24 protein-coding genes, 2 pseudogenes and 1 riboswitch are annotated in these 23,898 nt (G+C 65.3%); of the genes and pseudogenes, 13 read left to right on the plus strand and 13 right to left on the minus strand.

The window, feature by feature from the left end; translation table 11 throughout:
• Nucleotides 1-251: 251 nt before the first annotated feature.
• Nucleotides 252-332, plus strand: a riboswitch (cyclic di-GMP riboswitch).
• Between the two features lie 63 nt (nt 333-395).
• Complete coding sequence (locus DOD19_RS24250; protein WP_024978241.1) at nt 396-1,250, plus strand: spherulation-specific family 4 protein; 855 nt, start codon at nt 396-398, stop codon at nt 1,248-1,250.
• A gap of 122 nt (nt 1,251-1,372) precedes the next feature.
• Nucleotides 1,373-2,455 (plus strand): ionic transporter y4hA, encoded by a 1,083-nt coding sequence (locus DOD19_RS24255; protein ID WP_112188634.1) that lies wholly within the window; start codon nt 1,373-1,375, stop codon nt 2,453-2,455.
• A gap of 76 nt (nt 2,456-2,531) precedes the next feature.
• Here DOD19_RS24255 and DOD19_RS24260 read toward each other — a convergent pair whose 3' ends face one another.
• Both DOD19_RS24260 and DOD19_RS24265 read right to left on the minus strand, forming a co-directional pair.
• The gene (locus DOD19_RS24260) at nt 2,532-3,911 is read right to left on the minus strand and encodes an FAD-containing oxidoreductase (RefSeq protein ID WP_112188636.1); all 1,380 of its coding nucleotides are present in this window, start codon (nt 3,909-3,911) and stop codon (nt 2,532-2,534) included.
• Between the two features lie 187 nt (nt 3,912-4,098).
• Complete coding sequence (locus DOD19_RS24265; RefSeq protein ID WP_024978238.1) at nt 4,099-4,533, minus strand: hypothetical protein; 435 nt, start codon at nt 4,531-4,533, stop codon at nt 4,099-4,101.
• 199 nt (nt 4,534-4,732) lie between these two features.
• On the opposite strand from DOD19_RS24265, the gene DOD19_RS24270 reads away from it, so the two are divergent.
• Entirely contained in the window at nt 4,733-5,242 is a 510-nt protein-coding gene (locus DOD19_RS24270; RefSeq protein WP_112188638.1) for a DUF1697 domain-containing protein, read from the plus strand.
• A 6-nt stretch (nt 5,243-5,248) separates the two neighbouring features.
• Here the strand turns inward: DOD19_RS24270 and DOD19_RS24275 are convergent, their stop codons facing one another.
• Nucleotides 5,249-6,109: a cytochrome c gene (locus DOD19_RS24275; protein ID WP_112188640.1), complete on the minus strand. Its 861-nt coding sequence runs from the start codon at nt 6,107-6,109 to the stop codon at nt 5,249-5,251.
• 79 nt (nt 6,110-6,188) lie between these two features.
• Nucleotides 6,189-6,467 (minus strand): annotated as a pseudogene (locus tag DOD19_RS27590) (PLP-dependent aminotransferase family protein); the annotation flags it as partial.
• A 144-nt stretch (nt 6,468-6,611) separates the two neighbouring features.
• On the opposite strand from DOD19_RS27590, the gene DOD19_RS24285 reads away from it, so the two are divergent.
• Nucleotides 6,612-7,067 (plus strand): lysozyme inhibitor LprI family protein, encoded by a 456-nt coding sequence (locus DOD19_RS24285; protein WP_112188642.1) that lies wholly within the window; start codon nt 6,612-6,614, stop codon nt 7,065-7,067.
• 4 nt (nt 7,068-7,071) lie between these two features.
• On the opposite strand, the gene DOD19_RS24290 is transcribed toward DOD19_RS24285, so the two are convergent.
• On the minus strand, nt 7,072-7,863 hold the full coding sequence (locus tag DOD19_RS24290; RefSeq protein WP_112188959.1) for a 5'-methylthioadenosine/adenosylhomocysteine nucleosidase: 792 nt from the start codon (nt 7,861-7,863) through the stop codon (nt 7,072-7,074).
• A gap of 83 nt (nt 7,864-7,946) precedes the next feature.
• Entirely contained in the window at nt 7,947-8,633 is a 687-nt protein-coding gene (locus DOD19_RS24295) for a DJ-1/PfpI family protein (RefSeq protein WP_024978232.1), read from the minus strand.
• Nucleotides 8,634-8,733: 100 nt separating this feature from the next.
• Here DOD19_RS24295 and DOD19_RS24300 point away from each other — a divergent pair, with 100 nt between their 5' ends.
• The 3 genes and pseudogenes from DOD19_RS24300 to DOD19_RS24305 all read left to right on the plus strand — a co-directional run.
• Nucleotides 8,734-9,669: a GlxA family transcriptional regulator gene (locus DOD19_RS24300; RefSeq protein WP_112188644.1), complete on the plus strand. Its 936-nt coding sequence runs from the start codon at nt 8,734-8,736 to the stop codon at nt 9,667-9,669.
• A 132-nt stretch (nt 9,670-9,801) separates the two neighbouring features.
• Entirely contained in the window at nt 9,802-9,960 is a 159-nt protein-coding gene (locus DOD19_RS27760) for a hypothetical protein (RefSeq protein ID WP_200869058.1), read from the plus strand.
• Between the two features lie 87 nt (nt 9,961-10,047).
• Nucleotides 10,048-10,356 (plus strand): annotated as a pseudogene (locus tag DOD19_RS24305) (DUF72 domain-containing protein); the annotation flags it as partial.
• Nucleotides 10,357-10,379: 23 nt separating this feature from the next.
• On the opposite strand, the gene DOD19_RS24310 reads toward DOD19_RS24305, so the two are convergent.
• The 3 genes from DOD19_RS24310 to DOD19_RS24320 all read right to left on the minus strand — a co-directional run bounded on the left by DOD19_RS24310 (nt 10,380) and on the right by DOD19_RS24320 (nt 13,094).
• On the minus strand, nt 10,380-10,865 hold the full coding sequence (locus tag DOD19_RS24310; RefSeq protein WP_204360099.1) for a helix-turn-helix domain-containing protein: 486 nt from the start codon (nt 10,863-10,865) through the stop codon (nt 10,380-10,382).
• A 148-nt stretch (nt 10,866-11,013) separates the two neighbouring features.
• Nucleotides 11,014-12,354: a HAMP domain-containing sensor histidine kinase gene (locus DOD19_RS24315; RefSeq protein WP_112188648.1), complete on the minus strand. Its 1,341-nt coding sequence runs from the start codon at nt 12,352-12,354 to the stop codon at nt 11,014-11,016.
• Complete coding sequence (locus tag DOD19_RS24320; RefSeq protein WP_112188650.1) at nt 12,351-13,094, minus strand: response regulator; 744 nt, start codon at nt 13,092-13,094, stop codon at nt 12,351-12,353. Before DOD19_RS24320 ends, DOD19_RS24315 begins: the two co-directional genes overlap by 4 nt.
• Nucleotides 13,095-13,302: 208 nt before the next feature.
• On the opposite strand from DOD19_RS24320, the gene DOD19_RS24325 reads away from it, so the two are divergent.
• The 3 genes from DOD19_RS24325 (at nt 13,303) to DOD19_RS24335 (ending at nt 16,334) form a co-directional block, all read left to right on the plus strand.
• The gene (locus tag DOD19_RS24325; protein ID WP_112188961.1) at nt 13,303-15,090 is read left to right on the plus strand and encodes a cytochrome c biogenesis protein DipZ; all 1,788 of its coding nucleotides are present in this window, start codon (nt 13,303-13,305) and stop codon (nt 15,088-15,090) included.
• A 205-nt stretch (nt 15,091-15,295) separates the two neighbouring features.
• Nucleotides 15,296-15,712 (plus strand): organic hydroperoxide resistance protein, encoded by a 417-nt coding sequence (locus tag DOD19_RS24330; RefSeq protein ID WP_024978226.1) that lies wholly within the window; start codon nt 15,296-15,298, stop codon nt 15,710-15,712.
• Nucleotides 15,713-15,779: 67 nt separating this feature from the next.
• Nucleotides 15,780-16,334: a thioredoxin family protein gene (locus DOD19_RS24335; RefSeq protein ID WP_024978225.1), complete on the plus strand. Its 555-nt coding sequence runs from the start codon at nt 15,780-15,782 to the stop codon at nt 16,332-16,334.
• 34 nt (nt 16,335-16,368) lie between these two features.
• Here DOD19_RS24335 and DOD19_RS24340 read toward each other — a convergent pair whose 3' ends face one another.
• The gene (locus tag DOD19_RS24340; RefSeq protein WP_024978224.1) at nt 16,369-17,172 is read right to left on the minus strand and encodes an enoyl-CoA hydratase; all 804 of its coding nucleotides are present in this window, start codon (nt 17,170-17,172) and stop codon (nt 16,369-16,371) included.
• A gap of 337 nt (nt 17,173-17,509) precedes the next feature.
• Between DOD19_RS24340 and DOD19_RS24345 the strand changes: the two genes are divergently transcribed.
• Nucleotides 17,510-18,436 (plus strand): MASE4 domain-containing protein, encoded by a 927-nt coding sequence (locus DOD19_RS24345; RefSeq protein ID WP_037032106.1) that lies wholly within the window; start codon nt 17,510-17,512, stop codon nt 18,434-18,436.
• A 31-nt stretch (nt 18,437-18,467) separates the two neighbouring features.
• Here the strand turns inward: DOD19_RS24345 and DOD19_RS24350 are convergent, their stop codons facing one another.
• The 3 genes from DOD19_RS24350 to DOD19_RS24360 all read right to left on the minus strand — a co-directional run bounded on the left by DOD19_RS24350 (nt 18,468) and on the right by DOD19_RS24360 (nt 21,615).
• On the minus strand, nt 18,468-19,385 hold the full coding sequence (locus DOD19_RS24350) for an EamA family transporter (protein WP_112188652.1): 918 nt from the start codon (nt 19,383-19,385) through the stop codon (nt 18,468-18,470).
• A 154-nt stretch (nt 19,386-19,539) separates the two neighbouring features.
• Nucleotides 19,540-20,301 carry a hypothetical protein gene (locus DOD19_RS24355; RefSeq protein ID WP_112188654.1) on the minus strand — a complete coding sequence of 254 codons (762 nt, stop codon included), beginning with the start codon at nt 20,299-20,301 and terminating at the stop codon, nt 19,540-19,542.
• A gap of 63 nt (nt 20,302-20,364) precedes the next feature.
• The gene (locus tag DOD19_RS24360) at nt 20,365-21,615 is read right to left on the minus strand and encodes a glycosyl hydrolase family 28 protein (RefSeq protein WP_024978220.1); all 1,251 of its coding nucleotides are present in this window, start codon (nt 21,613-21,615) and stop codon (nt 20,365-20,367) included.
• 361 nt (nt 21,616-21,976) lie between these two features.
• On the opposite strand from DOD19_RS24360, the gene DOD19_RS24365 reads away from it, so the two are divergent.
• Nucleotides 21,977-22,519, plus strand: a complete 543-nt coding sequence (locus tag DOD19_RS24365) for a hypothetical protein (RefSeq protein ID WP_112188656.1) — start codon at nt 21,977-21,979, stop codon at nt 22,517-22,519.
• 138 nt (nt 22,520-22,657) lie between these two features.
• Nucleotides 22,658-23,809, plus strand: a complete 1,152-nt coding sequence (locus DOD19_RS24370) for an ABC transporter substrate-binding protein (RefSeq protein WP_112188658.1) — start codon at nt 22,658-22,660, stop codon at nt 23,807-23,809.
• Nucleotides 23,810-23,898 lie beyond the last annotated feature (89 nt).

Consider the following 23,898-nt stretch of genomic DNA (forward strand, 5'->3'; position numbering starts at 1 on the left):
GGACTGACGATACGGGCGGGCTCTGCGGCGGCGGAATGCACCAGAGGTTCTGGCGCAAGTCAGGGGAAACGCGGCATGGGAGGAATGGCGACCAGACGCCCGTGCTTCACTGACGTCGACGGTTGATTGCCATGGCAGCGCGCAACGTGGGGTCCCGACAACGCTTCATGCGGCGGCCGGCGCGTTTGCGCAATCTCCGTTTGCCGGCCTGGCGCGGCCCCGGTAGAGTCTTTCCCCAATGGGTTCACACCCAGAGGTCTGGGCAAAACCGGAGTGATCCGGCGACGCAAAGCTACAGGGACTTCTCTAGACGAAGTCAGCCAGTTGCCCGCCAACCCACAAAGGGGCGCGGGCCTGATGTCACACGCAACAAACTGCGTGGTCGGGGGCACATAATGAAAACGATACAAACGGGGGGGCGTTTGCCCGCATCCGCCACGGTGGCCGTGGCATCGCAACTGGGCAACGCGAAGCGCAGGTTCGCGCGCGCAGCATGTGCGGCGTTCGCGCTTGTGTCCGGCGCGCTGATGGGTGCACCGCATGCCAGCGCTGAAGGGCTGCTGGTGCCGTCCTACATCTATCCGTCGGGCACGGGAGCCACGCAGTGGAATGCGCTGGCCACGGCGGCAACGTCGGTACCGACGACGGTCATCCTCAACCCGAACAGCGGCCCGGGCACGACACAGGACGCCAACTACGTTGCCGCCGTCGCCAAAGTGCATGCCGCTGGCGGCAAGGTGATCGGATATGTGTCCAGTTCATACGCAAACCGATCGTTGTCGGCGGTGGTGCAAGACATCAACACCTACCAGGCGCTGTATCAGGTCGACGGCTTCTTCATCGACGAGATGACCGCCGACAGCACAACCGCACACATCCAGTTCTACCAATCGGTCTACAACTACATCAAGGGGCTGTCACCCAACTACACGGTCACGGGCAACCCGGGCACCAATGTGCCGGAGATCTATGCCAGCCTGCCGGTGGCAGACCAGCTCGTCGTGTTTGAAGACAGCGCCAAGCACTACGCCAACTATGCGCCCCTGGCGTGGCAGGCCAGCTATCCGACCGCCCGGTTTGCGCACATCGTCTACGCTGCGTCGGCCACGCAAATGCAAACCTTCGTTCGCAACGCGTCGAGCAAGGGCGCTTCCACCGTGTTCATCACAAACAAGACGCTGCCAAATCCGTACGGCGCGCTGCCGACTTACTGGAGCCAGGAGGTGTCCGCCGTAGCGGTTGCCCCGTGACGGCGCTGGCATGACGCACTCCGCATGTGCGGGCTGATGCTCCGCACATGCTTTATATTCGGGCCACACTGCATCGACCCTTCGCCGCCCGCCGGCGTTGAGGCAACAACAAGGAGAACTCCGTGGCCCTCTCTTCCAACAAGCTGCCCCCCTGGACAATCGCTGCTCCGCTGCTGGCGTGGGTGGTCCTGGTTGGCGGCGCGTTCATGACGCCCCCCGGGTGGCTGATCGCGCTGATGGCGCTTGCGCTGGCCGGCGCCGTCTTTGCCGCCGTTCACCATGCCGAAGTCGTCGCGCACAAGGTGGGCGAGCCCTTCGGCACGCTCGTCCTGGCGATTGCCGTGACCGTGATCGAGGTCGCGCTGATCGTTTCGGTGATGCTCTCTTCCGGTCCGGAGAAAGCGGGATTGGCGCGCGACACCGTGTTTGCCGCGGTCATGCTCATTTGCAACGGAATCGTGGGCGCTTGCCTCTTCGTGGGTGGCCTGCGCCACCGCGAGCAAGCCTTCCAGGCGCCGGGCGCCACCGCCGCGCTGGCCGTGCTGGCTGCGCTGGTCACGCTGACCATGGTGCTACCCAACTACACGAGTTCCACGCCGGGGCCTGTCATGACCTCGTCGCAGCTGGGCTTTGCTGGGGTGACATCGCTGGTGCTGTACGGCTGCTTCGTCATCGTGCAGACCATCCGCCACCGCGACTACTTTCTCGTCGACAACGCTAACGAAGACGTACACGCCCCGCCGCCGCCCGCACGCGTGGCAGCGCTCAGCGGGGTCTTGCTGATGGTGTCGCTGGTGGCCGTCGTCGGTCTGGCCAAGGTGCTTTCGCCTTCTGTGGAAGCGGCCATCCTGAATGCCGGGGCGCCGCCCGCGACGGTCGGCATCGTCATCGCCGCGCTGGTGCTGTTGCCGGAATGCCTGGCCGCCCTGCGCGCCGCCAATGCAGACCGCATCCAGACCAGCCTGAACCTCGCACTAGGCTCGGCGCTGGCGAGTATCGGCCTGACCATCCCGACGGTGGCGGCCGTGTTCATCTGGATCGGCCGCCCGCTCGAACTGGGTCTGGGCCCGAAGGAAATGGTCCTGCTGTTCCTGACGCTGATCGTGTCGTCGCTCACGCTCGGCAAGGGCCGCACGACCATCCTGCAAGGGGTCGTGCATCTGGCCATCTTTGCGTCGTATCTGTTTCTCTCGATCGTGCCCTGAGCGGCACGCACGGTAGCGGGTCGAGGTTTGGGGGCGCCGCCGGGCGCCCTTTGTTTTTTGAGCGCAATGCCCGGCGTTATTGCACCGGCCCCATGCTCTGCAGCAACGTGGGAATCAGCTCCGACACCGTCGGGTGAATATGCATGGCGCGGCTGATGGTCGTGTAAGGCGCCTTGGCATACATCACGTCGAGGATCGAATGCACGGCCTCGTCGCCACCCACACCGAGGAGCGACGCACCCAGAATCTCGTGCGTCTGCGCATCGACCACCACGCGCATGAAGCCCTGGCTCTCCCCCTTCTCCACCGCACGGCCGACGCGTGTCATGGGGCGGTTGCCCACCAGCAGCTTGCGACCCGATTGCTTCGCTTCCGAAAGCGACATGCCGACGCGCGCAAGCGGCGGGTCGATGTACATGGCGTAGGCCTGGATGCGGTCCGACACCTTGCGCGGGTCGCGGTCGAGCAGATTGGCGGCCACGATCTCGTAGTCGTTGTAAGCCGTGTGCGTGAACGCGCCGCGACCGTTGCAATCGCCCATGGCCCAGATGCCGGGTACGTTGGTGCGCAACTGCTCGTCCACGCGGATATTGCCGCGCTTGTCGATTTCCACGCCGGCCTTGTCGAGCCCAAGATCGTCGGTATTGGGCACGCGCCCGACCGCCATCAGCAGATGCGAGCCCGACACCTCGCGTGCGCCGCTGCTGCAGTCCAGGCCAACCACCACGTTGGCGCCGTCACGCCGCACGCTCAGGCAATCGGCGTTGACCTGCACGTCGATGCCCTCGGCTTCAAGAATTTCGCGTACCGCCTGCGATACGTCTTCGTCTTCGCGGGCAATCAGGCGCGGCCCTTTCTCGACAATCGTCACGCGCGCACCGAAGCGGCGAAACATCTGGCCGAACTCCAGCCCGACGTAACTTCCCCCAATCACGACGAGGTGCTCGGGCAGAAAATCCACGTCCATCATGGTGGAGTTGGTGAGAAACGGCACCTGATCGAGCCCTGGCATTGGTGGCACCAACGCCCGGCCGCCCACGTTGATGAAGATGCGTTCGGCTTCTAGCAGTGCGTCGCCAACGCGCACGGTGCGCGCGCTCTCGAAGCGGGCGTGGCCCTGAAAAACGGTGCCGTGCTCCAGGCCGCGCACCCATTGCTCGACGCCATGGCTGGAGTGGCCGGAAATTTCATCCTTGCGTGCCTTGACGCGCTGCATGTCGACGGTGACGCCGCCGTTGATCACCACGCCGTATTCAGCCGCACGCTGCGCCATGCGCGCCGCATAGGCGCTGGCCACCATCGCTTTCGTGGGAATACAGCCGGTGTTGACACACGTGCCGCCAAAGCGGCCGCGCTCGATGATGGCCACCTTCATGCCGGCGCCGGACAAGCGCGCCGCCAGTGGCGGGCCGGCCTGTCCGGTGCCGATGATGATTGCGTCGAAGCGTTGCGTCATGGCGCTCTCCTTCGTGTGCGGGCCAATCGCGGCCGTCTCGGTATGGTAGGCGGCGCACGTGGCAACGGCGAGTCGCGGCGACAGGTTTTACCGACGCAGCGGGCGACGCACGCGGACAGCGCCGTCGCGGGAAGGAAAGCAAGAAAGCGGCCGTGGCGCTCAGTGGCGAGCGCAACGGCGCATCAGATCAATGGTGGTGATGGTGTTTGCCGTGGCGACGGTAGCCGCGGCCGCGGTCGTCGCGGTCGGAATACGAATTGCGCTGTACGTTGCCGCCGAGTGCCGCACCGGCGCCGCCACCCAGGCCCGCGCCAACGATGCCGCCCGTACGGCCGCCCATGGCATTGCCCGCAGCCGCACCCACGCCGCCGCCCAGCGCACCGCCCACGATGGCGCCCTTGCGCTCCCGGCCGTTGGCCGTCAATGCGCCGCCGGCGCCGCCGCCAACAGCACCGCCGATGACCGAGCCAGTCTGCCCGCCCAGCGCGCCGCCCACGGCCGCCCCGCCTGCGCCACCCAGCGCGCCGCCCAGCGCATTGCGCAAGTCATCCGCCGCAGCGGGCAAAGCCGTCAGGCCGGCGAGCGTTGCCACAATCAGGGCCGGTGCAATTTTCTTCAACATGGTGTTCTCCTATGCGCAAATGCAGGATACGGCACTCAAACCAGCACTGAGAGGCCGGTCCGGGCTCGATGAGTTCGGGGCGAAGAATACAAGTCACGCAGCAGGGCGGGTTAAACACATTCGTCAATCTCGTAACAGAATGTTGCCAATCCGAGCCCACCCCTAAGCCATTAATAAGACAGACAGAACAGGAGAACCCATGCCCAGCTACATCGCCTTCCTGCGCGCCGTGAACGTGGGCGGCACCGGAAAACTGCCCATGGCCGAATTGCGCGCGATATGTGAATCGATCGGCCTGAGCGGCGTACGCACCTACATTGCGAGCGGCAACGTGGTCTTTCAGAGCCGGCTGGCGGAAGCGACCGTCAAGGCGAAGCTGGAACGCTGCCTGGAGGATTACGCCGGCAAACCCGTGGGCGTGCTCGTGCGCACGGGCGCGGAATTGGCGGCGGTGCTGGAAAACAATCCCTTCAAGACCACCGCGCCCAACCGGACGGTCGCCATCTTTCTGGATACGCCGCCGCCAGCCGATGCATTGGCCGCCGCCACCGGCTGCCGGACGGAAGAGATGGCCCTGGGCACGCGCGAAATCTACGTGCACTACGGCGACGGCATGGCCGATTCCAAACTGAAGATCCCCGCCGCCAAGACGGGGACGGCCCGCAACATGAACACCATCGCCACACTGGTCGACTGGGCAGCCGACTAGCGCCGGTCATTGCGCTGCTGATTTGCGCTTGGTCATGTGGTGCAAGTACGCCAGCAGATCGTTGAGTTGCGCATCGGACAGCGTTTTCTCGTCGATGGCCGACATGCGGGCGTTGGGCCACCAGCGCAGCGATTGCGGATCGCGGATCAGGCGGCGCAACTTCTCATCGCCCAGGTATTCGACCGGGCTGTACGGCATGTTCAGGTCGGGTCCAAGGTTGGCATCGCCGGCGCGGTTGAGCGTGTGGCACGAAAAGCAGACGCGCTGGAAGGTGGCGAAACCGCGCATGACAGGGCCATCTGCGGGCAACCCCGCCGCGGGGCGGATGGCCGCAAAGCGCTCGCCGGGCAGCGCGGCAATGTCGATGCGCACGATGCTGTAAGTCCACAGGCTTTCATTCACCACCGATGCCTTGGCCGGCGGCGCCGTCCAGATCAGGCGGAACGGGCCGATGTCTTGGCCCTTGAGCGTCGGCCACGGCGAGGCCGGGTCTTCCACGGCCAGCCACGCGCGCGGGCCGTCGGCGCGATCCCCCAGTAGCAGGCGCATCGGCAAGTGCGAAACGTAGCCGTCGCTGGCGGCGGTGGTGGCGCTGGCATCCGGGCTGACAGTCTGCCCACGGAACAGCTCCGTCACCGGGATCGCCTTGAAGGTCAGGCGGCGCTTCAGGTTCTGGTCTTCCACCGTCACGCTGGTCAGGTGCGGATCGTTCAGCAATGCATCGCGCGACAACGTGCGGTGCTGCGTGCCGATGTTGACAGTCAGCGTCGTGCCGTCAGCGGCGGTGTCAGCCGCATGGGCGCCACCGCCGAAAGCTGCGCATGCGCAGAGCGCCCATCCGGCCATCGTTGCAAGCCAGTTCTTCATGAGGTCTCCTGTGGACAAATTGGGCCATTTCGTTGCGACGAGAGTGTAGGCAAGCGCACGAGGTTTGGCACGGTTTTCGTTATCGATACCGCTGTGCTTCCACGCGCTGCCTGACAGTCTGCAGCGCGGCATCGAGCCGGTCGAGCACGACGGAGCCCAATGCCAGCCGCAGCGCGTGCGGCACCTGCTTTGACGTTGCGAACGGCTCCGCGGTCGACACGGAGATGCCATCTTCCTGCAGCGCCACGGCCACGCGGTCGGCGCAGACCTCGGGCGGCAGCGCCAGCCAGACAAAGTACGACGCAGGATGCGTGACCAGCGTCAGGCCAACCAGCGCCTTGCGGGCAATCGTCTGGCGCCCGTCGGCGAGAAAGAAGCCTACGTGGAAAACGCCCTGCGCAACCTGCGGCCTCACCTGCCTGGCTGATCGCGGTTGCGTTGGCCAGCCGATAGACTGGACGGCCCCTTCACGCATCGCAGACACGCGATCAGGAGTCACTTCTTGAACACGCTGACGACACTGAAGACGCTGGCCCTTCCCGTTGCCGTTGCGCTGCTGGCACACAGCATCGGGGCGTTCGCAGCCGAAAGCCTGGCCAACGGCGTCAAGCGCCGCGCACCGCAGGGCATTTCCACCAAGCTCTATGCCTGCGTTGACAAGGCGCCGGACAATCCGGACGCAATCGGCGCATGTCTCTCCACAGAAAAGACCGCGCAGGACGAGCGCCTGAACCGCGCGTACCAAACGCTCTCGAGCAAATTGAACGGCAAGGCGAAAGACGCCCTGGCGAGTTCAGAGCAGGCGTGGCAGGATTTTCACACCAGAACGGCCGCCCTTGAGACCGCCATCTACGGCAAGGACAAGCTCGACGATCTGCAGCGCCTGGAGAACGAAGTCTTCCGCCTGAGCGAACGCGCCAACGCACTCGACAAGTATCTGGCCGCGAAGGGGCAATAACCGCTCAGGCCCCGGCGGTCGTCGACAGCCAGTTGCGCAGGATGGCCACGCTGTAGCGTGAATCCACCTGTGCGATGAACTGCGCGAAGTCCACGCTGGCCGCGTCATCCGCGCGGTCGGAAATCGTGCGGATGGCAGCAAACGGCACGCCCCATTCGTGGCACACCTGCGCCACGGCGGCGCCCTCCATCTCCACGGCCAGGGCGTCCGGCAATGCCGTACGCAACACGGCGCTCTCGGCCGAGGTGCAGACAAAGCGGTCCCCGCTGACGATGAGCCCACGATGCACCTGCGGCGCCGCAATTCCGAAGGCCCGCATGACATCTGGACCCAGCAGCGCGTGCGGGTCGGCCAGCACAGCACCGGCGCTTTCCAGCAGCCCGCCGGCGAGCGACACGTCGGCAGGAAAACGCGCCATGCCGGTCAACGGAATCTCCCAGCGCGGAAACAGCGGCGAGGCATCGACATCGTGCTGCAGCAATTCTTCCGACACCACGACGTCGCCCACGGCCACGCCCGGTGCCAATGCGCCGGCCACGCCAGCAAACACCACGGCGCGTACGTTGAACTGCGTGATCAGCACTGCGGTGGTGGACGCCGCTGCCACCTTGCCGACGCGCGACAGCACCACAACGACCGCGTGGCCGTCCAACTCGCCCGTCCAGAAATCGCGGCTGCCGATGTGGATGCACTGCGCGTCGGACAGCCACGTCAGCAGTTCGTTGATCTCTTCATGCAGGGCAGCAACGATGCCAATCGGGCCACGGGCGTTGGGCTGGGAAGACGGAGTGTTCATGCAGGATGCGGCGCCGGCTTGAGGCGTGGATACGTCGAAAGACGCCATTGTCGCCGCAATCCGGCGCGCGCCGGCGCCGTGGCTCAGAGGCGCTGCGCCGCCCGTTGCACGGCGTCGTGGCGATCCGCACGCAAACGATCGAGCCGCGACGTCACCGCTTCGAGAATCTCCGGTTCTGCGCGCTCGGGGCGGCCGCAATCGAACGGCGGCGCGGGAGCGTATTCGATACCGAGCTGCACGGCCTGCGCGTGTTCGACACCAGCAATGTCCGCCATGACCGTCAGCGCCATGTCGATGCCGGCCGTCACGCCACCGCCGGTGATGAGGTTGCCGTCACGCACCACGCGGGCTTCGTCCACCGTGGCGCCAAACGCCGACAGCAGGTTGCGCCACGCCCAGTGGCAGCCCGCGCGCTTGCCCCGCAGCAACCCTGCCGCGCCCAACACCAGAGAGCCAGTGCAGACTGAAGTGACATAGCGCGCGCCATCGGCCAGGCGCCGGACTTCGCGCACAAACTCGGCGTCTTCCATGGCTTCGATCACGCCAAAACCGCCGGGCACGCAGATGAGATCGGCATGCGGAATATCCACCAGCCGCTGCACGTTCGAGATGGTGAGGCCACCGTCGGCGTGAATCTCTCCGCCGGCCGCCGAGGCGACCACGCATTGTGCGCCGGGCAACCGCCAGAACACTTCGTGCGGGCCGGTGAAATCAAGCTGGGTGACACGGTTGTACAGCGCAAAGACAACGATGAACGGGGAAGTCGTCATGGTTAGGCTCTCCTGAGTGTGATGCGGTGGTGGGTTGACGCTTCACAGAATCGCGCTCTATCGTGTTGGCAGCAATGACCAGTCTCCCACTTTTTCTGCCATGGCCCATCGCATCGCTGTGCTCATCTTTCCGGATTTCCAACTGCTCGACGCCGCCGGGCCGGTGGCGGCATTTGAAGTGGCCAGCCGATATCGGGACGATCACTACGCGCTGCGCATGATTGCCGCCCAGGCCGGCCTCGTCCGCAGTTCTTCCGGTGTGCGCTGGGATGCCGACGCCCTGCCCCCGGCCAGCCAGGTCGACACGCTGCTCATTGCCGGCGGCGACGGCGTGGACGCCGCCATGGCCGATGCGCGCACGCGCCGCTTTGTACAGCGCTGCGCAGCGCGCGGCGCACGCGTGGCCAGCGTGTGTTCGGGCAGCCTGCTGCTGGCCGCCACGGGCTTGTTGAACGGCCGGCGCGCCACCACCCACTGGAGCCGCACCGAGCAGTTCGCACGCACGTTCACGCAAGTGCAGCTCGAACCCGACCACATTTACGTGAACGACGGCCCGATCTGGACGAGCGCCGGCATCAGCGCCGGCATCGACTTGGCGCTTGCCCTCATCGCCGAAGACCTGGGCGAGCGCCTGGCACGCGCGGTGGCACGGCAGCTTGTCGTGTACTACCGGCGGCCCGGAGATCAGTCGCAGTTTTCAGCGCTGAATGAGATGGATTCGGCACGCGGTCGCTTCAAACCGCTGCTGGATCATGTGCGCCGCAACCTGAGTGCACCGCATCGCGTAGGCGATCTGGCCGAGCACGCCTGCATGAGCCCGCGCCATTTCGCACGCGCGTTTCAAGTCGAAACGGGTCTCACTCCTGCAAAGGCCGTGGAAAAACTGCGCGTGGAGGCAGCCCGCGCCGCACTGGAAAGCGGTGCGGTTTCCATGCAGCGCGTTGCTACCGAGTGCGGTTTCGGCGATACCGAACGCATGCGGCGCAGTTTTCAGCGCCTGTTGGGCGTGCCGCCGTCTTCCCTGCGCGACCGGTAACACCATTTAACCCGCGTCGCTCCGCCATTTGCCCGTATTGGGCTCGAACTTTGCGTCCGCACCCCGACGCCGCCCGACACCAACAAGAGGGGGCCGAAACAAGGAACGTAAGGAACCAAGGAGGAGACGCGCATGGACACTCGGGAAATGCTGGCCATCGTGGGAGTTACGCTGGCCGTGATTACAGCCTATTCGCTTGCCCGCGATCTGACGGACGAGCCGCTGGGCCTGCTAGCGCCGCAAAGTGGCCTTGTGCACGTGCAAGCGCAGGTGAATGCGCCGCATCAGTGACGCGCAGGGCGCGCAAACGCCACCGCACCGCCCTGACCGAATGGCCGCCGCGTCTGATGGAAGACATCGCCCGCGCGGGGCACGGCAATGACCGTGCGCATCGGCATTTCAGGGTGGCGCTATGAAGGGTGGCGCGGCGCGTTCTATCCGGAAGACCTGGCGCAGCGCCGCGAGTTGGAATATGCGTCGCGCCGGTTCGACACCATCGAGATCAACGGGTCGCACTACTCGCCGCAATCGATCACGAGTTGGCAGGCCTGGCATGACACCGCGCCCGACGGCTTCGTTTTTGCGGTCAAAGGACCGCGTTACCTGACTCACATGCTGCGCTTTCGTGACGAGACGGCGGTGCCGGCGCTGGCCAACTTCTTCGCTTCCGGGGTGCTGGCGCTGCGGCCCGTGCCTGAGCGCTACCGCGTTCAGCCCGCTTTCGCCCGCTGGCGCTTCGTCTCCTTGACGGCCGTCGGGTGGACGACCACCGTATCCTCCGGAGCCAGCGCTCGCCCATCCTGCGCGCGGAGTTCAAGTCGCGGCACCGGCTTACCCGTTGCCTTCTCAACCAGCACAACGTGCGCCTCATCGGGCCCAAAGCAGAACGCTTCGCCCCATTGCCGCAGCGCCACCAGCAGCGGAAACAGCGCACGCCCTTTCTCGGTCAGCACGTAGTCCTGATACGCACTGCCGTCAGCCGCCGGCACCGTTTCGAGAATGTCGTGCGCCACAAGGTTGCGCAGCCGCACCGCCAGGATGTTCTTTGACAGCCCGAGACTGCGCTGAAACTCCCCAAAGCGGCGCAGGCCGTCAAACGCATCGCGAACAATCAGCAACGACCACCAGTCGCCAATGGCGTCCAGCGGCCTGGCAACGCCGCAAAGAGAATCCGCGTGGCTCGTACGTTTGACCATCTTTATCGCGCATACCGTGCGCCCTCACATTCAATGTGGTTGCAATATAAAACCCACTCGGTTATCCCGCAACGGGCGCATTGCGCAACAACTTACATGAGGACGAGGCAACGCATGTGCCAACTGCTACCCCCAGCGTTTCCAGCCCTTATTCGCGTGGTGCTGACAGGGCGGCCTGACCGAGCCTGACTTCCGCCACCAGCCCACCACCCTCGCGGTTGCGCAACGTAAGCCCGCCGCCTGCGGCCACTGCCAGCTGCTGGGCAATCGCCAGGCCCAGCCCCGTGCCGCCCGTCTCTCGGCTGCGTGAATTCTCCAGCCGCACAAACGGCTGCAGCACGGCATCGAGCTTGTCTTCGGGAATACCGGGCCCGCGGTCGCGCACTTCGATCACCACGGCTTCGCCGTCGCGGCGCACATCGACTTCCGCCGCGCCGCCAAACTTGATGGCGTTGTCGGCGAGGTTGGTCAGCACGCGGCGCAGCGCGTGGGGGCGCGTGACGATGGCGCCGGCGGCGTGCTGCTCCAGCGTGACGGGCTTGCCGGTGTCCTGGTAGTCGTACACAAGGCTTTCGACAAACGACCCGACGTCGATGCGCGAAGGCTTTTCACCATCACCATGCGCACTGCGCGCATAGGCCAGGCCCTCCCGCACGAGCGTTTCAATCTCGGCCAGATCGCTCAACAGCTTGCGCTTCTCTTCAGAGTCTTCCGCAATTTCTGCGCGCAGCTTCATGCGCGTGATGGGCGTCTGCAGGTCGTGCGAAATGGCGGACAGAATCTGCACGCGCTCTTCAACAAAGCGGGCAATGCGCTGGCGCATGGCGTTGAAGGCGTGTGCGGCGCGCGCCAGTTCGGTCGGGCCGGTCTCGTCCAGCGGCGGCGTCTGCGCATTGGGGTTGAGCGCATCGGCAGCGTCGGCCAATGCCACCAGCGGGCGGATCGACAATCGCACCGCAAACCAGCAGCACACGATCAGCAACAGCAATTGCACCACCAGCACATACGGCAGCCACTGCGCGATGGGCGTCATGCGCGGGTGCACATCAATGGTGAGCGTGCTGCCGTCGCTTAGCGTGAGGTGCGCCTGCAGTTGCTTGTCGTCGCCCGGTATCGACTCCACTGTCACGGGAAAACGGCCGCCGCTGGCCTCGCTGATGCGCGCGGCGATGTCCTTGCCGCGCTGCGTCATCTCGGGCACGCCCGGCGAACCTGGGCCGAGGATGTACTGATAGTTGCCGCGGTTCAGGCGCGCCAACCACTGCGGGCGCTCGTCCGCAGGCAGGCGGTCAAGGATGGCGATGGCCGTGGACACATCCGTCTCAAGCGTACCCAGCATGACCTCCCGCGCGCTCATGTAGCGCTCGGAAAACAGTACGGCAAACGACAGCGCATACGCCACCACCAGCCCCGCCAGCAGGATCACGAACAGGCGTGAGCCCAGCGTGCGCGGCCATGCCCAGGCACGCGCGCTCGTTGCTGTGTTCATTGGCGCGGCTCCTTGATCTCCACCGGCTTGGCAAAGACATAGCCCTCGCTGCGCACGGTCTTGATGTACGCCGGATCGCGCGCATCGTCATTCAGGCGCTGGCGCAGGCGGCTGACCAGCAGGTCGACGGATCGCTCGAACATCTCGGCCTCGCGGCCCTGCGTGAGGTTGAGCAGTTGATCGCGGTTGAAGACGCGCATCGGGTGGTCGACAAACACGCGCAGCAGGCGGTATTCCGCACCGCTCAGGGCGACGATGGTGCCCTCGGCATCGATCAGGTGGCGCGCGGTGGTATCGAGGTGCCAATCGCCAAAGGCCAGCATCTGCCCCGCTTCGGAAATCTGCAGGTTGGGCGGCAGCATGCGCGTGCGGCGCAGCACGGCCTTGATGCGGGCGAGCAGTTCGCGCGCGGCAAACGGCTTGGCCACGTAATCGTCAGCGCCCATTTCCAGGCCGATGATGCGGTCGGTCTCATCGTCGCGCGCGGTGAGCATCAGCACGGGCGTGGCCTTGTGCTTGCCAGCGCGCAGTTCGCGACACAGCACCAGGCCGTCGTCGCCGGGCAGCATCAGGTCGAGCACGATCAGGTCGACGGTGTTGGCCTCCAGAAACGCACGCATGTGGCGCCCATCGGGCGAGGCAGTCACACGCAGCCCGTTCTTGGTGAGATAGGTCGAAACGAGTTCGCGGATCTCGCGGTCATCATCGACGATCAGGATGTGGTCGACGTGGGCGTCCATGGGGGTGACCTCGGCACGATGGAAGGTGGAAGGAAGGCGCTATTTTGCGCCTCTCGGTGTGACGCAGCGGGCCCGTGTTGTATCGGAATGCATCTGGCGGACGCGTTTGTACAGTCCGATACAAAGTCGCCCCTGCGGTGATACAAGCCAGCTACGCGCGCGGCGTCTGATGGAGGCAATCCCGATCCCTTGCGAAGGAATGTCGATCATGAGCCTGCTGATACTCGCCTACCTGGGCGGTGCGCTGACCATCCTGAGTCCGTGCATCCTGCCCGTCCTGCCGTTTGTGTTGAGCCGCACCGGCCAGCCCTTTGTGCGCGGCAAGCTGCCAATGCTCGCCGGCATGGCGTTCACCTTTGCCGGCTTTGCCACGCTGCTTTCAGCCGGCGGTGCGTGGGCAGTGCGCGCCAACGAGGTCGGCCGGTTTGCGGCGCTTGCGCTGCTGGCGGTGTTCGGGCTGTCGCTGCTGTGGCCCAGGCTGGCCGATCTGATGGCACGGCCCGCCGTGGCGCTGGGCAACCGGCTGGCCGGGCAAGCGGCGACGGGCGGCACATCGGCCGAGCCTTCGGTAGCGGGCTCGCTGCTGCTGGGCGTGGCCACGGGGATGCTGTGGGCGCCCTGCGCCGGGCCGATCCTCGGCTTGGTGCTGACCGGCGTGGCGCTCAATGGGGCGAGCGTGTCCGGCGCGTTGGCCCTGACGGCCTACGCCGCGGGGGCGGCCACATCGCTGGCGGCAGCGCTGGGGCTGGGCGGGCGTGTATTTGCCGCCATGAAGCGCTCCATGGGCCTGGGCGAATGGGCGCGTCGCATCATGGGCGCAAGCGTGCTGGGCGGCGTAGCACTCATCGGGCTGGGGGCAGATACCGGTCTGCTGGCGCGCCTGTCTTCCGGCAGCACCACGCAGCTTGAACAGGCGCTGGTGAACGGGCTGGGCGGGCTGGGCGGCCCGGGCGTAAGCCGCCCTGCGCCGCAAGCGAACCTGAACGTGGTCTCCGAAGCCAACGCTGCACCCGTGGCCCTGCCCAGCGGCTTGCCCGTGGAGGGCCGCGTGGCGTCGTTCGACGGCGCGGTGCAGTGGCTCAATTCCGCGCCGCTCACAGGCGACCAACTGCGCGGCAAGGTCACGCTCGTCTATTTCTGGACGTACTCGTGCATCAACTGCATCCGCACGCTGCCTTACCTGCGCGCGTGGGCCGACAAGTACAAGGACCAGGGCCTGACCGTGGTGGGCGTACACACGCCGGAATTCGCCTTCGAAAAGTCACCCGAGAACGTCGCCCGCGCCGTCAGCGGCTTCCGCGTCAACTTTCCGGTGGCCATCGACAGTAACTACCGCATCTGGAACGCCTTCCACAACAGCTACTGGCCGGCCGCGTACTTTGTCGATGCCCAGGGCAACATCCGGCATCACCAGTTTGGCGAGGGCGATTACGCCGCCTCTGAACGCGTCATCCAGGCTCTGCTGGCCGAGGCCGGCAACAAGCAGGTGGCAGGCGGCGTGGTCGCGCCCGATGGCCCCGGGGCGCAGGCTGCACCAGACCTGGACAACGTCCGCTCGCCGGAAACGTACGTCGGTTATGCCCAAGCCGCACGCTTTGCATCGCCGGGCGGTGTGCAGATCGGCACGTCGCACGCATACAGCGTCGGCAAGCTCGGCCTGAACGACTGGGGCTTGTCTGGCCAATGGACCATCGATGCCGAGCAAGCCACGCTCGACCGCGCCGACGGCAGCATCGTCTACCGATTCCACGCGCGTGATCTGCACCTCGTGCTCGGGCCTGCTGCTGACGGCCGCGCCGTGCGCTTCACCGTCAGGATCGACGGCAAGGCCCCCGGCGACAGCCACGGCGCCGATACCGATGCCCACGGCAACGGCGCCATCACCCAAACGCGCCTCTACCAGCTCGTCCGCCAGGCCAGCACGGTGGGCGAGCACACGTTCGAGATCCGCTTTCTTGATGCGGGGGCACATGCCTACGCCTTCACCTTCGGTTGATGCCGCCGCCAACGCCGCTATGCGCGCGGCGTTTTTGTACGCGTTTGTATCCAGCCGCGACAGCGATACACGCCCAGACAGAAAGGCCCTTCCGTGCTACTTCGGGGATACGTCAGCCCTCTTTAATACGTCTCGTGGCCCCGGCAACAAGCCAACAACGCAAATCCAACCCCCAGTCTTTCCCCTTCATCAAAAGGAGATCACCATGACCCGCATCGAAAACGTTCTGTACACCGCCAAGGTCAACGTCACCGGCGGCCGCGACGGCCAGGCCCACAGCGACGACGACCGCCTGAGCCTGAAGCTGTCGCCCCCGGGCAGCAGCGGCCGCGGCACGAACCCCGAGCAACTGTTTGCCGCGGGCTGGTCGGCCTGCTTTATCGGCGCAATGGGCCGCGCGGCCAGCCAGATGAAGATCAAGCTGCCGGCCGACCTGTCGCTGAACACCGAAGTCGACCTGGGCACTACCGACGATGCGTTCTTCCTGCAAGCACGCCTGAACGTGAGCCTGCCCGGCCTGGACCGCGAAGTTGCGCAGGCCGTGGTGGAAGCGGCTCACCAGATCTGCCCGTATTCGAAGGCTACGCGCGGCAATATCCACGTCGAGCTGAACCTGGTCTGACGCTTCGCATGGCCCGCCGCCAGCGGCTGGCGGGCCCTCACCAGCAATCTTTCAGGGAACCCACATCATGCGCACGACCCTCCGCGCCGCCCTTGCGGCACTCACCATCGGCGCCGTCTACTTTGTCGGGACTGGCGCGCCCGCCTTCAGCCAGACCGCCGCGACCGGCGCGGCGGCACCCGAATTCACCGGCATCAATCAGTGGCTGAATTCGCAGCCGCTGTCGATGAAGGACCTGCGCGGCAAGGTCGTGCTGGTGGATTTCTGGACGTACTCGTGCATCAACTGCCTCAACACGCTGCCGCACGTGAAGCAGTGGTACGACAAATACAAGGATCAAGGCCTGGTCGTGGTGGGCGTGCACACGCCGGAATACGCGTTCGAAAAATCGACCGCCAACGTGCAGGAAGCGCTCAAGCGCCTGGACGTGCGCTACCCGGTCGCGCAGGACAACAGCTATGCAACGTGGTCGGCCTTCCACAACCAGTTCTGGCCGGCGCTGTACCTGATCGATACCGATGGGCGCATCGTCTATCAGCACTTTGGCGAAGGCCGCTACGCCGAGACGGAAGCCGCCATCCAGAAGCTGCTGGCAGACCGCAAGCCGCAGAAGCCTGCGTGATGAGGCTGCGGGAGAAGTCCCGCCCCGACGGCGCTTAAGAACGCCAGCGGGCGGGGCGTTTTTCCAGGAAGGCGTCGATGCCCTCGCCCGCGTCTTCTTCCATCATGTTGCGTGCCATGACATCGCCTGCGTAAGCATAGGCATCGGCAAGCGGCATCTGCCGTTGCCGATAGAACATCGCCTTGCCGTAGCGGATGGCGACGGGGCTCTTCGAGACGATGTCCGCCACCTTGCGAGCGACCACATCATCCAGCTCGGCAGCCGGCACGGCCTCGTTGATGAGGCCCCAGTCAGCGGCCGTAGCCGCATCGATAAAGCGGCCCGTCACCAGCATGTCGAACGCGCGCTTCGCAAGCACGTTGCGCGACAGCGCCACCGCAGGCGTCGAACAGAACAGGCCGACGTTGATGCCTGACACTGCAAACCGCGCCGCATCCGAGGCGATGGCGAGGTCACAACTGCCGACCAACTGGCAACCCGCAGCGGTTGCCACGCCATGCACGCGTGCGATGACCGGCACCGGCAGCGCCTGAATCGCCTGCATCACCACACTGCATCGCGCAAACAGCGCCTGGTAATACGCAAGCTCGGGCGTGCCGCGCATTTCACGCAGGTCGTGTCCGGCGCAGAAGGCCTTGCCCTCGGCGCCGAGCACCACGCAGCGCACCGCCGCATCTCGCGCAATGTCGTCCAACGCGCGCTGCAGCGCATCAAGCATGGCTTCTGATAACGCGTTGAACTGCAGGGGCCGATTCAGCCGCAGGGTGACAACGCCGTCGCGGTCATCGCGCAGGACGGGTGCCTCGGTGGCGGTGTTGGTGGTGGGGTGAGGTTGCATGCGCACTCCTTTGCAGGCTGGTGCCCTGGGGTGGGCACCAGTCTATCTCTGCTGGATGCGTGCCGCACTCAGGCGTTGCCAGTAGCTGCCGGCTGGCTGTCGGCCGCCACCCCGGGCCGGCGCGCCAGACCTGAAAGGCCTACCCCTTCGCCGCTTTGACATTGGGCAGGCTGCTGACTATCACGCGTCTATAAGACGTCAGCCATCGGCACCCCGCAAAAATGCGCCGGACGCACCATCGCGGGCCGCCGCCTGGCAGCACAATCGCATCGCAGTCGCACAGCAAGTCACACCACAAGCAAACGCGTGACACAGTCACCGCAAGGGGGCCAACGTGATGTCGGAAACGCTGGACATGCAGCGAGGCTTGTTGCTGAGCCTCTCTCCAGGACGCCGGACGTACTGGATGGCGCAAGCGGTGGCTTTGCTCTCGCTCGTGGTACTGGTGTCGGCCGTGCCGTTCGCCAAGGTGCAGTTGGCGCAACTTCCGTCGTTCGTGCCGATTTACGAGTCGGCCCTCATCCTCAATGACTTGATTACCGCGGCGCTGCTCTTCGGGCAGTTCGCGATCACGCGGTCGCGCGCGATGCTGGCGCTCGCCAGCGGCTACCTGTTCACGGCGGCCACGGCGGTGGGGCACTTGCTATCGTTTCCGGGGCTGTTCGCATCACGCGGCCTGTTGGGCGCCGGGCCGCAGAGCACTGCCTGGATCTACATGTTCTGGCACGCGGGCTTTCCGCTGTTTGTCATCGCTTACGCCGTGCTCAAGGGGCGGGAAGAGCGCGAGCCCGGCCGCTTCCCAATCCACACGCTGACGCGACAAACGGCGCTGGGCACCGTGGCGGCCGTGCTGGGCGCAGCGGCCACGTGCGTGGCGCTGGCCACCGCCGGCGAACATCTGCTGCCCGCCATCATGGCGGCCAACCGCTACACGCCCGTGATGGGGATCGTGGCGGGCGGCACATGGTGTTTTTGCGTGGTCGCGCTGGTCGTGCTCTGGCGCAGCCGCCCACACCTGACGCTCGACATCTGGCTGATGGTGGTGCTGTGCGTGTGGATCTGCGATGTCGCGCTCAGCGCCGTATTCAACGGCGGGCGATATGACCTCGGCTTCTATGCCGGCCGCGTGTTCGGGTTGTTGGGGGCGAGCCTTGTGCTGCTGCTGTTGCTGATCGAGAACACGGTGCTGCATTCCCGGTTGGCAGCGGCGCGGGCGGAACTCAGACGGCTGGCGGCGAGCAATGTTGGAGATCGGAAGGGCTGACGCGGTGATGCAGTGATGCGGTGACGCCGCGCTACACCCGCCGCACTTGGATGGCACTGCCCGGCATCGACATCGCCGCCACCCCCACGACCACACTCGCCAGCCCGATCCACGCCGAAGACGGCAACGATTCCCCCAGAAACACCACGCCGATCGCCACGCCAATCGGCACACGCAAATAGGCCTGCGCGGTGGTACCGATCGCCCCCAACGTCTGGATGAGCCGGAAGTAGATGGCAAAGGCCAGCGCCGTGGAGAACGCCGCCAGCGCCACCAACGCCATCAACGAACGCACGGAAGGCTGAAGCGCCCAAGGATGATCAACAAGCAGGCTCGCCGGCGTGAGCACCAACGCCCCCACCAGCAATGAGCCGGTAGCCGGCGCCGCAGGATGCAGCCCCTTGAAAGACCTGCCGTAGATCGCCGCACCTGCATAGCAGGCCGTGGCCGCCACGATAGCCAGTTGCGGAACAAGCTGCCCGCCCAGCCCATCGAGCGCGCTCGGGCCAATCACCAGACATGTGCCGACAAACCCGGCAATCACGCCGATCAGCTTGCGCAACGACACCGGCTCGTGCCGCGTGATGAACGCCGTCGCCACAAACACCATCACGGGCGACGTCGAATTCAGAATGGTCGCCAGACTTGCCCCAACCGAGCGCTCGGCCCACGCGATGAGCGTGAAGGGCACAACGCTATTGAGCAGCGCCTGCACGCCGAAGCGCATCCAGACTCGCCTGTCGCGCGGCATGCGGACGTTGCGACTGCGCATCCACAGCAACAGCAGCGTCGCTGCGATCAACGTTCTGGCGGCAATGAAAGTGAGCGGCGGAATGGTCTCCACGCCTATCCGGATGAAGGTGTACGACGCGCCCCACAGGGTCGACAGCGTGAGGAGCAGGGCCAGATCGGTAGCGTGGCCGGATGGGGGCGTGTCGGTGTGCGGCACGGAGTGCCCTCCTGTTTGGCGGCTGCAGCCGCAATTTCGTACCGGAGGATCGTAGCGGGGATGGGCTTTGGTCGTGCGGGAAACGGTTTGGTGTGGAGCGAAGTGTGGGTGGGAATGCGACGGAGCGCGTGGACAGCGCAGTGACACTTCAGTCCTACTTCATCCGCCGCTCCGCATACCCCCTAACCACCCCGCGCAACACCCCCACCATGTACTCCCGGTGCATCTCCTCCTGCGCAGGATTGCTCCAATGCGGCACCGGATACCGCTCGCCCTGCAAGGTCACGCCCTGTGCATCCGCCACCCGCTGCCGCCATTCCTGCAGCACCTGATCGAGCTGTGCATCGTCGTTCTGATACCAGGCCTGCACCACGCGATCGCCCAGCACGCGTTGCCGCAGGCGGTCGCGCTGTTCGCGCCAGATGGCGATGCGATCGATATCGACGGTGGCGGCCTGTATGTTGCCGTTCAGGTGCTGGGCAGCCAGCAGCTCGTCATGCGCCTGCATGTATGCCTGATACCGCGCGGCCAGTTGTACGGCTTCCGCAAGCGCGGTGGGTGGGAGTTTGCTTTTGAGATAGACCGCCAACTGTTCAGCGCGGTCACCGTCAGGCTTGAGCAGGAAGGTGTTGAACACGTTGAGCAATGCGGTATCCACAACCAGCGTTTGCTGCTCTGTGACAGCGAGCGCAGGAGCGATGCTCACGCGGGACGATGTTGTGCTCGGCGCGCTTGCGGGCTGGGCGGATAAGACAGCGGCGCTTGATGTGTGCGACTCAGCGGCAGCGGCGTTTTCCGATTCAGGCAGCGGCGTCGAGAACACGCCAATCGACAAGCCGATGACGGCCGCAAGGGCCGCAGCAGCGCACAGATACAGGCCTTGCCCGTCGCGCAGGGTTTCAGTTCGGATTCGCATTAACGGTGCCCCCGCCATGCAGGGCCGTACGGCGCCGCAGCATGGCGAGGTACGTGCAGCCGATCAGAACGAACAGCTCGGCACGCTGCCCGACATCGTGAAGCTCGACGTGGTCACGCCGGTGCCCGACGGCACATCATTGGACTTGTAGAGGCCGACATTGGCGTACTGGTCACCGCTTTGCGCCGTGGCATCCAGGCTGACGTTGGCCAGGTACGCATTGACCGGGAAGCTCGCGTTGCGGCCGTCGATCTTCGTGTACGCGCCCGACACCGATTGCGTGGAATACGCACCGTTGACGACGATGTTCGACAGCGACGGGCTGCCACCCGTGGTGCACGCGTTGTAATTGGTGTCCATCACGATCAGGTGCTTCACGCCGGTCATGCAGGTATTGACGTAGCTCACCTGCTTGACGGTGAGCGAGCATGGGCCCGTCTTGACGTTGATACCGTTGTTGTTGGTGGACTGCGTGCCGCTCAGGTCATTCCCGTACACGTAGTTGTTCGTGAACAGGATGTTCGACACGGTGTTCTTGTCGATGCTGCCCACGGACAGACCATGCGTGCCGTGCAGCCGCGTGTTCGACACCGTCACGTTGGAGATGTCGCCCGAGTTGGTCTTGACGGCAATGCCGTCGTCGCCGGCCTCGATATCGGATTGCGTGACGGTGGCGTTGGTCAGGCTGTCGATGTCGATGCCGTCTGCGTTCTTGCGCGTGGCCGGCGTGCGGATGGACACACCCCACGCGGTAAAGCCGTTGCCGCCTTCCACATACAGGTTCGGGTGCGCGGCCTGCGCCAGCGTGACGTTGTAGACGATGAAGTTGCTGATGTTGCTCGCCTGCACCAGGCGCGGCGTGCCGGAGATGATGTCGCCACGGCCATCCACCGTGCCCGGGCCCATGAGCGATGCATTGGTGCCCGTGAACGACAGCAGGTTGGCGTTGCCGCTGTAGCTGTCGTTGCCGAACAGCGTCACACCAGAATTGATGACCAGACCCGCCCCGCTGATGGACAGGCTGCCCGTGTAGAACGCGTCATTCGAGCCCGATGCGGCCAGCACCACGCTCTTGCCGGTGCCCTTGCAGTCGGTCAGAGCCTGCTGAATGACGCTGGTGTCGTCCGACGAAGACGACGGCGGCGACGCGCGCTGCGAGCTTGAATACCGCGCATTGATCGTCTTGCAGACGCCCGGATACGCCGGCTGCGTGACGGTGCGGCTATCGCCCGTGGCCAATGTCTGCGCCCCGGCGGAGCCAGCGGCCAGCAAGGATGCGGTCAGGATCAACCCGACCTTGGTTTGCATGTTCATCGATGTCTCACTCCTGTCTTGGTGTTCGGCACCGCAACGGCAGCGTGTCGGTGCCACCTGGGCAGACCGCACCCTCGGCTCAAGATATATCAGAGCAAACTAATTGGTATATCAGTGAGGAAAGTTGAGAATTCAGTCGAGGGGCCATCCGATCTGCGTTTCGCCGCCGAAGATGTGTCCGCAATTACGAATGCACAAAGCCGTATCGCCAGGCTGGAGGGTGACGCGGCGGCGGCGGTTACCTAAGATGCCGCCCTCTCGGCAGGTCGCTACAAGTGGTCATGCCGGGCCCGACGCTCATGCGCACCACCGCGTGCATGAGCGTCAACCCCTGACCGCCACTCAGTGCAATCCACTCCCGATGTCGAAGATCAGCAGCGCGAACGGTATCCCGCCACGGCATGACAGCCCGCCCGGCGGGCGGCTTGCAGGGCTGCCGGCGCGCGTTGCACCGTCACCCGACTGCGCACCCAGGGTGCCCGGTCCGGGTCTGGCGCAACTGCCTAAATCCACCGCTGCACGCCAGCCCGCCGCGCCAACCCGGGTCAAACCCTTGCGGACGCTGGAAACGCGGCAGCGCCTGCACCGCTTGCGCAAAGAACTCAGCAAGATTGACCCTCCACCGGCCTGTGCCGAAGACGCCCATGCCCACATCCTCGCGGCCATGGCGCGCGCCGGGTTGAGCGGCTGGGCGTTACCGGCACTGTCCGACCCCGCCAATGCACGCCATGCAGATGGGTCGGTAGTGGTGTCGCTGGTGTCTCACGCCATCGTCTTCAATGCGGGGGGCGCGTTCCGCATCTTCGATCTGCTGCCCCCGGGCAGCGTGTACTTTGAGTTGGCCGGGCACAACGGCGCTGCGTTTGTGCTGCCGTGCGGCTGCGCCCTCGTCGCGGCCCGTTAGCGCACGACACCACCGTCCGCAGCCCGCGCATCCGGTATCTCAAAAATTCTCGCCTCAGGGTTATCCGCCATTTCGGCCGGCGCTCACCTTTTCGACACTCCTGCCACACCACCAATAAAACAAGGGGCGGAGACAGGTATGGACCGGAGGCAATTCGTACGGAGTTCGGTAGCACTGGGCGGCGCAATGATGCTGTCGCCCATGGCGCGCGCGGCGGAAGCCGGCGTGTTTGCAGACAAGATCGTCTTTGGGCAGACGGTCGGGTTCGACAGCGTGTGGGGCGGGCTGTACAAGAACTACACCAATGGCCTGCTGGCCGGCTTCGAGCAAGTCAACGCCCAGGGCGGCGTGGCCGGGCGCAAGCTGGTCGTCAAGCGGCTGGAAGACAACTACCTGCCAGAGAAGGCCGTGGCCAACGTCAAGACGCTCATGCAGGAAGGCGTGTTCGGGCTGGTGTGCATGGGCGGCACCGGCAACACCATCGCCGCATTGCCGCTGCTGGAGCAATACCGCCTGCCGATGGTGGGCGCCATGACCGGCGCCACCGCAGCGCGCAAAGCCAGCGCACCGCTGTTCCATACGCGCGCCAGCTACGCCGACGAAGTCACGAAGATGGTGCAGCACGCCACCACAATCGGGCTCAAGCGCGTGGCCGTGGTCTACCAGGACAACCCATTCGGTTCCGGCAATGCCGACGCCGCCAAGGCTGCCGCCAGCAAGTTCGGCGCACAGATCGTCGCGCTCATCCCGCACAACGCCAAAGGCGACGACATCGACATGGTGGTCGACAAGATTGCCGCCGCCAACCCGCAGACCACGCTGCTGTTTACGTCGCCCACCTCCGTGGCCGACATGCTGATGCGCTACCAGGCCAAGCACGGCCCCGTGCCGTTGCCGCAGCCGTGGATCCTGTCCGTTACCACGCCCAAGACCGTGTTCGAGAAAGCCGGCACGCTGGCCCATGGCGTGGCTGTCACGCAGGTCATGCCCGGCCCCAACGTGCGGACCCAGCCGCTGGTGCGCGCGTTTCGCGAGGCCAATGACAAGTTTGGCGACCACAGCAACCAGACCTACGAAGCGGTGGAAGGTTTTCTCACCGCCCGCGTCATCGTGGAGGGCCTGCGGGCCTGCGGCAGCAACCCCACGCGCGACGCGTTCATCCAGGCGCTCGAAGGCTTCGGCACGCGCGACTTCGGCGGCGTGCGCGTCCATTACGACCGCAACAACCACGCCGGGCTCGACTACGTCGACGTCACCATGATCGGCAGCAACGGCCACCTGGTCGGCTGAGCCATGCGCGGCTTGTAAGCTCAACGGCTTGACGCCCGCCCGCCGCCGGAGACGTTCAATCCGGCGGCGGGCACATCGTTTTGGGTGAC

Source organism: Ralstonia sp. GX3-BWBA (assembly GCF_003290055.1).
GTDB lineage: Bacteria > Pseudomonadota > Gammaproteobacteria > Burkholderiales > Burkholderiaceae > Ralstonia > Ralstonia holmesii.

Excerpts from the sequence above, each read along its gene's own strand:
- DOD19_RS24250 (WP_024978241.1), top strand. The coding sequence starts at position 396 with ATGAAAACGATACAAACGGGGGGGCGTTTGCCCGCATCCGCCACGGTG.
- DOD19_RS24260 (WP_112188636.1), bottom strand. The coding sequence starts at position 3,911 with ATGACGCAACGCTTCGACGCAATCATCATCGGCACCGGACAGGCCGGC.
- DOD19_RS24265 (WP_024978238.1), bottom strand. The coding sequence starts at position 4,533 with ATGTTGAAGAAAATTGCACCGGCCCTGATTGTGGCAACGCTCGCCGGC.
- DOD19_RS24270 (WP_112188638.1), top strand. The coding sequence starts at position 4,733 with ATGCCCAGCTACATCGCCTTCCTGCGCGCCGTGAACGTGGGCGGCACC.
- DOD19_RS24275 (WP_112188640.1), bottom strand. The coding sequence starts at position 6,109 with ATGAAGAACTGGCTTGCAACGATGGCCGGATGGGCGCTCTGCGCATGC.
- DOD19_RS24290 (WP_112188959.1), bottom strand. The coding sequence starts at position 7,863 with ATGAACACTCCGTCTTCCCAGCCCAACGCCCGTGGCCCGATTGGCATC.
- DOD19_RS24295 (WP_024978232.1), bottom strand. The coding sequence starts at position 8,633 with ATGACGACTTCCCCGTTCATCGTTGTCTTTGCGCTGTACAACCGTGTC.
- DOD19_RS24300 (WP_112188644.1), top strand. The coding sequence starts at position 8,734 with ATGGCCCATCGCATCGCTGTGCTCATCTTTCCGGATTTCCAACTGCTC.
- DOD19_RS27760 (WP_200869058.1), top strand. The coding sequence starts at position 9,802 with ATGGACACTCGGGAAATGCTGGCCATCGTGGGAGTTACGCTGGCCGTG.
- DOD19_RS24310 (WP_204360099.1), bottom strand. The coding sequence starts at position 10,865 with ATGGTCAAACGTACGAGCCACGCGGATTCTCTTTGCGGCGTTGCCAGG.
- DOD19_RS24315 (WP_112188648.1), bottom strand. The coding sequence starts at position 12,354 with ATGAACACAGCAACGAGCGCGCGTGCCTGGGCATGGCCGCGCACGCTG.
- DOD19_RS24320 (WP_112188650.1), bottom strand. The coding sequence starts at position 13,094 with ATGGACGCCCACGTCGACCACATCCTGATCGTCGATGATGACCGCGAG.
- DOD19_RS24325 (WP_112188961.1), top strand. The coding sequence starts at position 13,303 with ATGAGCCTGCTGATACTCGCCTACCTGGGCGGTGCGCTGACCATCCTG.
- DOD19_RS24330 (WP_024978226.1), top strand. The coding sequence starts at position 15,296 with ATGACCCGCATCGAAAACGTTCTGTACACCGCCAAGGTCAACGTCACC.
- DOD19_RS24335 (WP_024978225.1), top strand. The coding sequence starts at position 15,780 with ATGCGCACGACCCTCCGCGCCGCCCTTGCGGCACTCACCATCGGCGCC.
- DOD19_RS24340 (WP_024978224.1), bottom strand. The coding sequence starts at position 17,172 with ATGCAACCTCACCCCACCACCAACACCGCCACCGAGGCACCCGTCCTG.
- DOD19_RS24345 (WP_037032106.1), top strand. The coding sequence starts at position 17,510 with ATGTCGGAAACGCTGGACATGCAGCGAGGCTTGTTGCTGAGCCTCTCT.
- DOD19_RS24355 (WP_112188654.1), bottom strand. The coding sequence starts at position 20,301 with ATGCGAATCCGAACTGAAACCCTGCGCGACGGGCAAGGCCTGTATCTG.
- DOD19_RS24360 (WP_024978220.1), bottom strand. The coding sequence starts at position 21,615 with ATGAACATGCAAACCAAGGTCGGGTTGATCCTGACCGCATCCTTGCTG.
- DOD19_RS24365 (WP_112188656.1), top strand. The coding sequence starts at position 21,977 with ATGTCGAAGATCAGCAGCGCGAACGGTATCCCGCCACGGCATGACAGC.
- DOD19_RS24370 (WP_112188658.1), top strand. The coding sequence starts at position 22,658 with ATGGACCGGAGGCAATTCGTACGGAGTTCGGTAGCACTGGGCGGCGCA.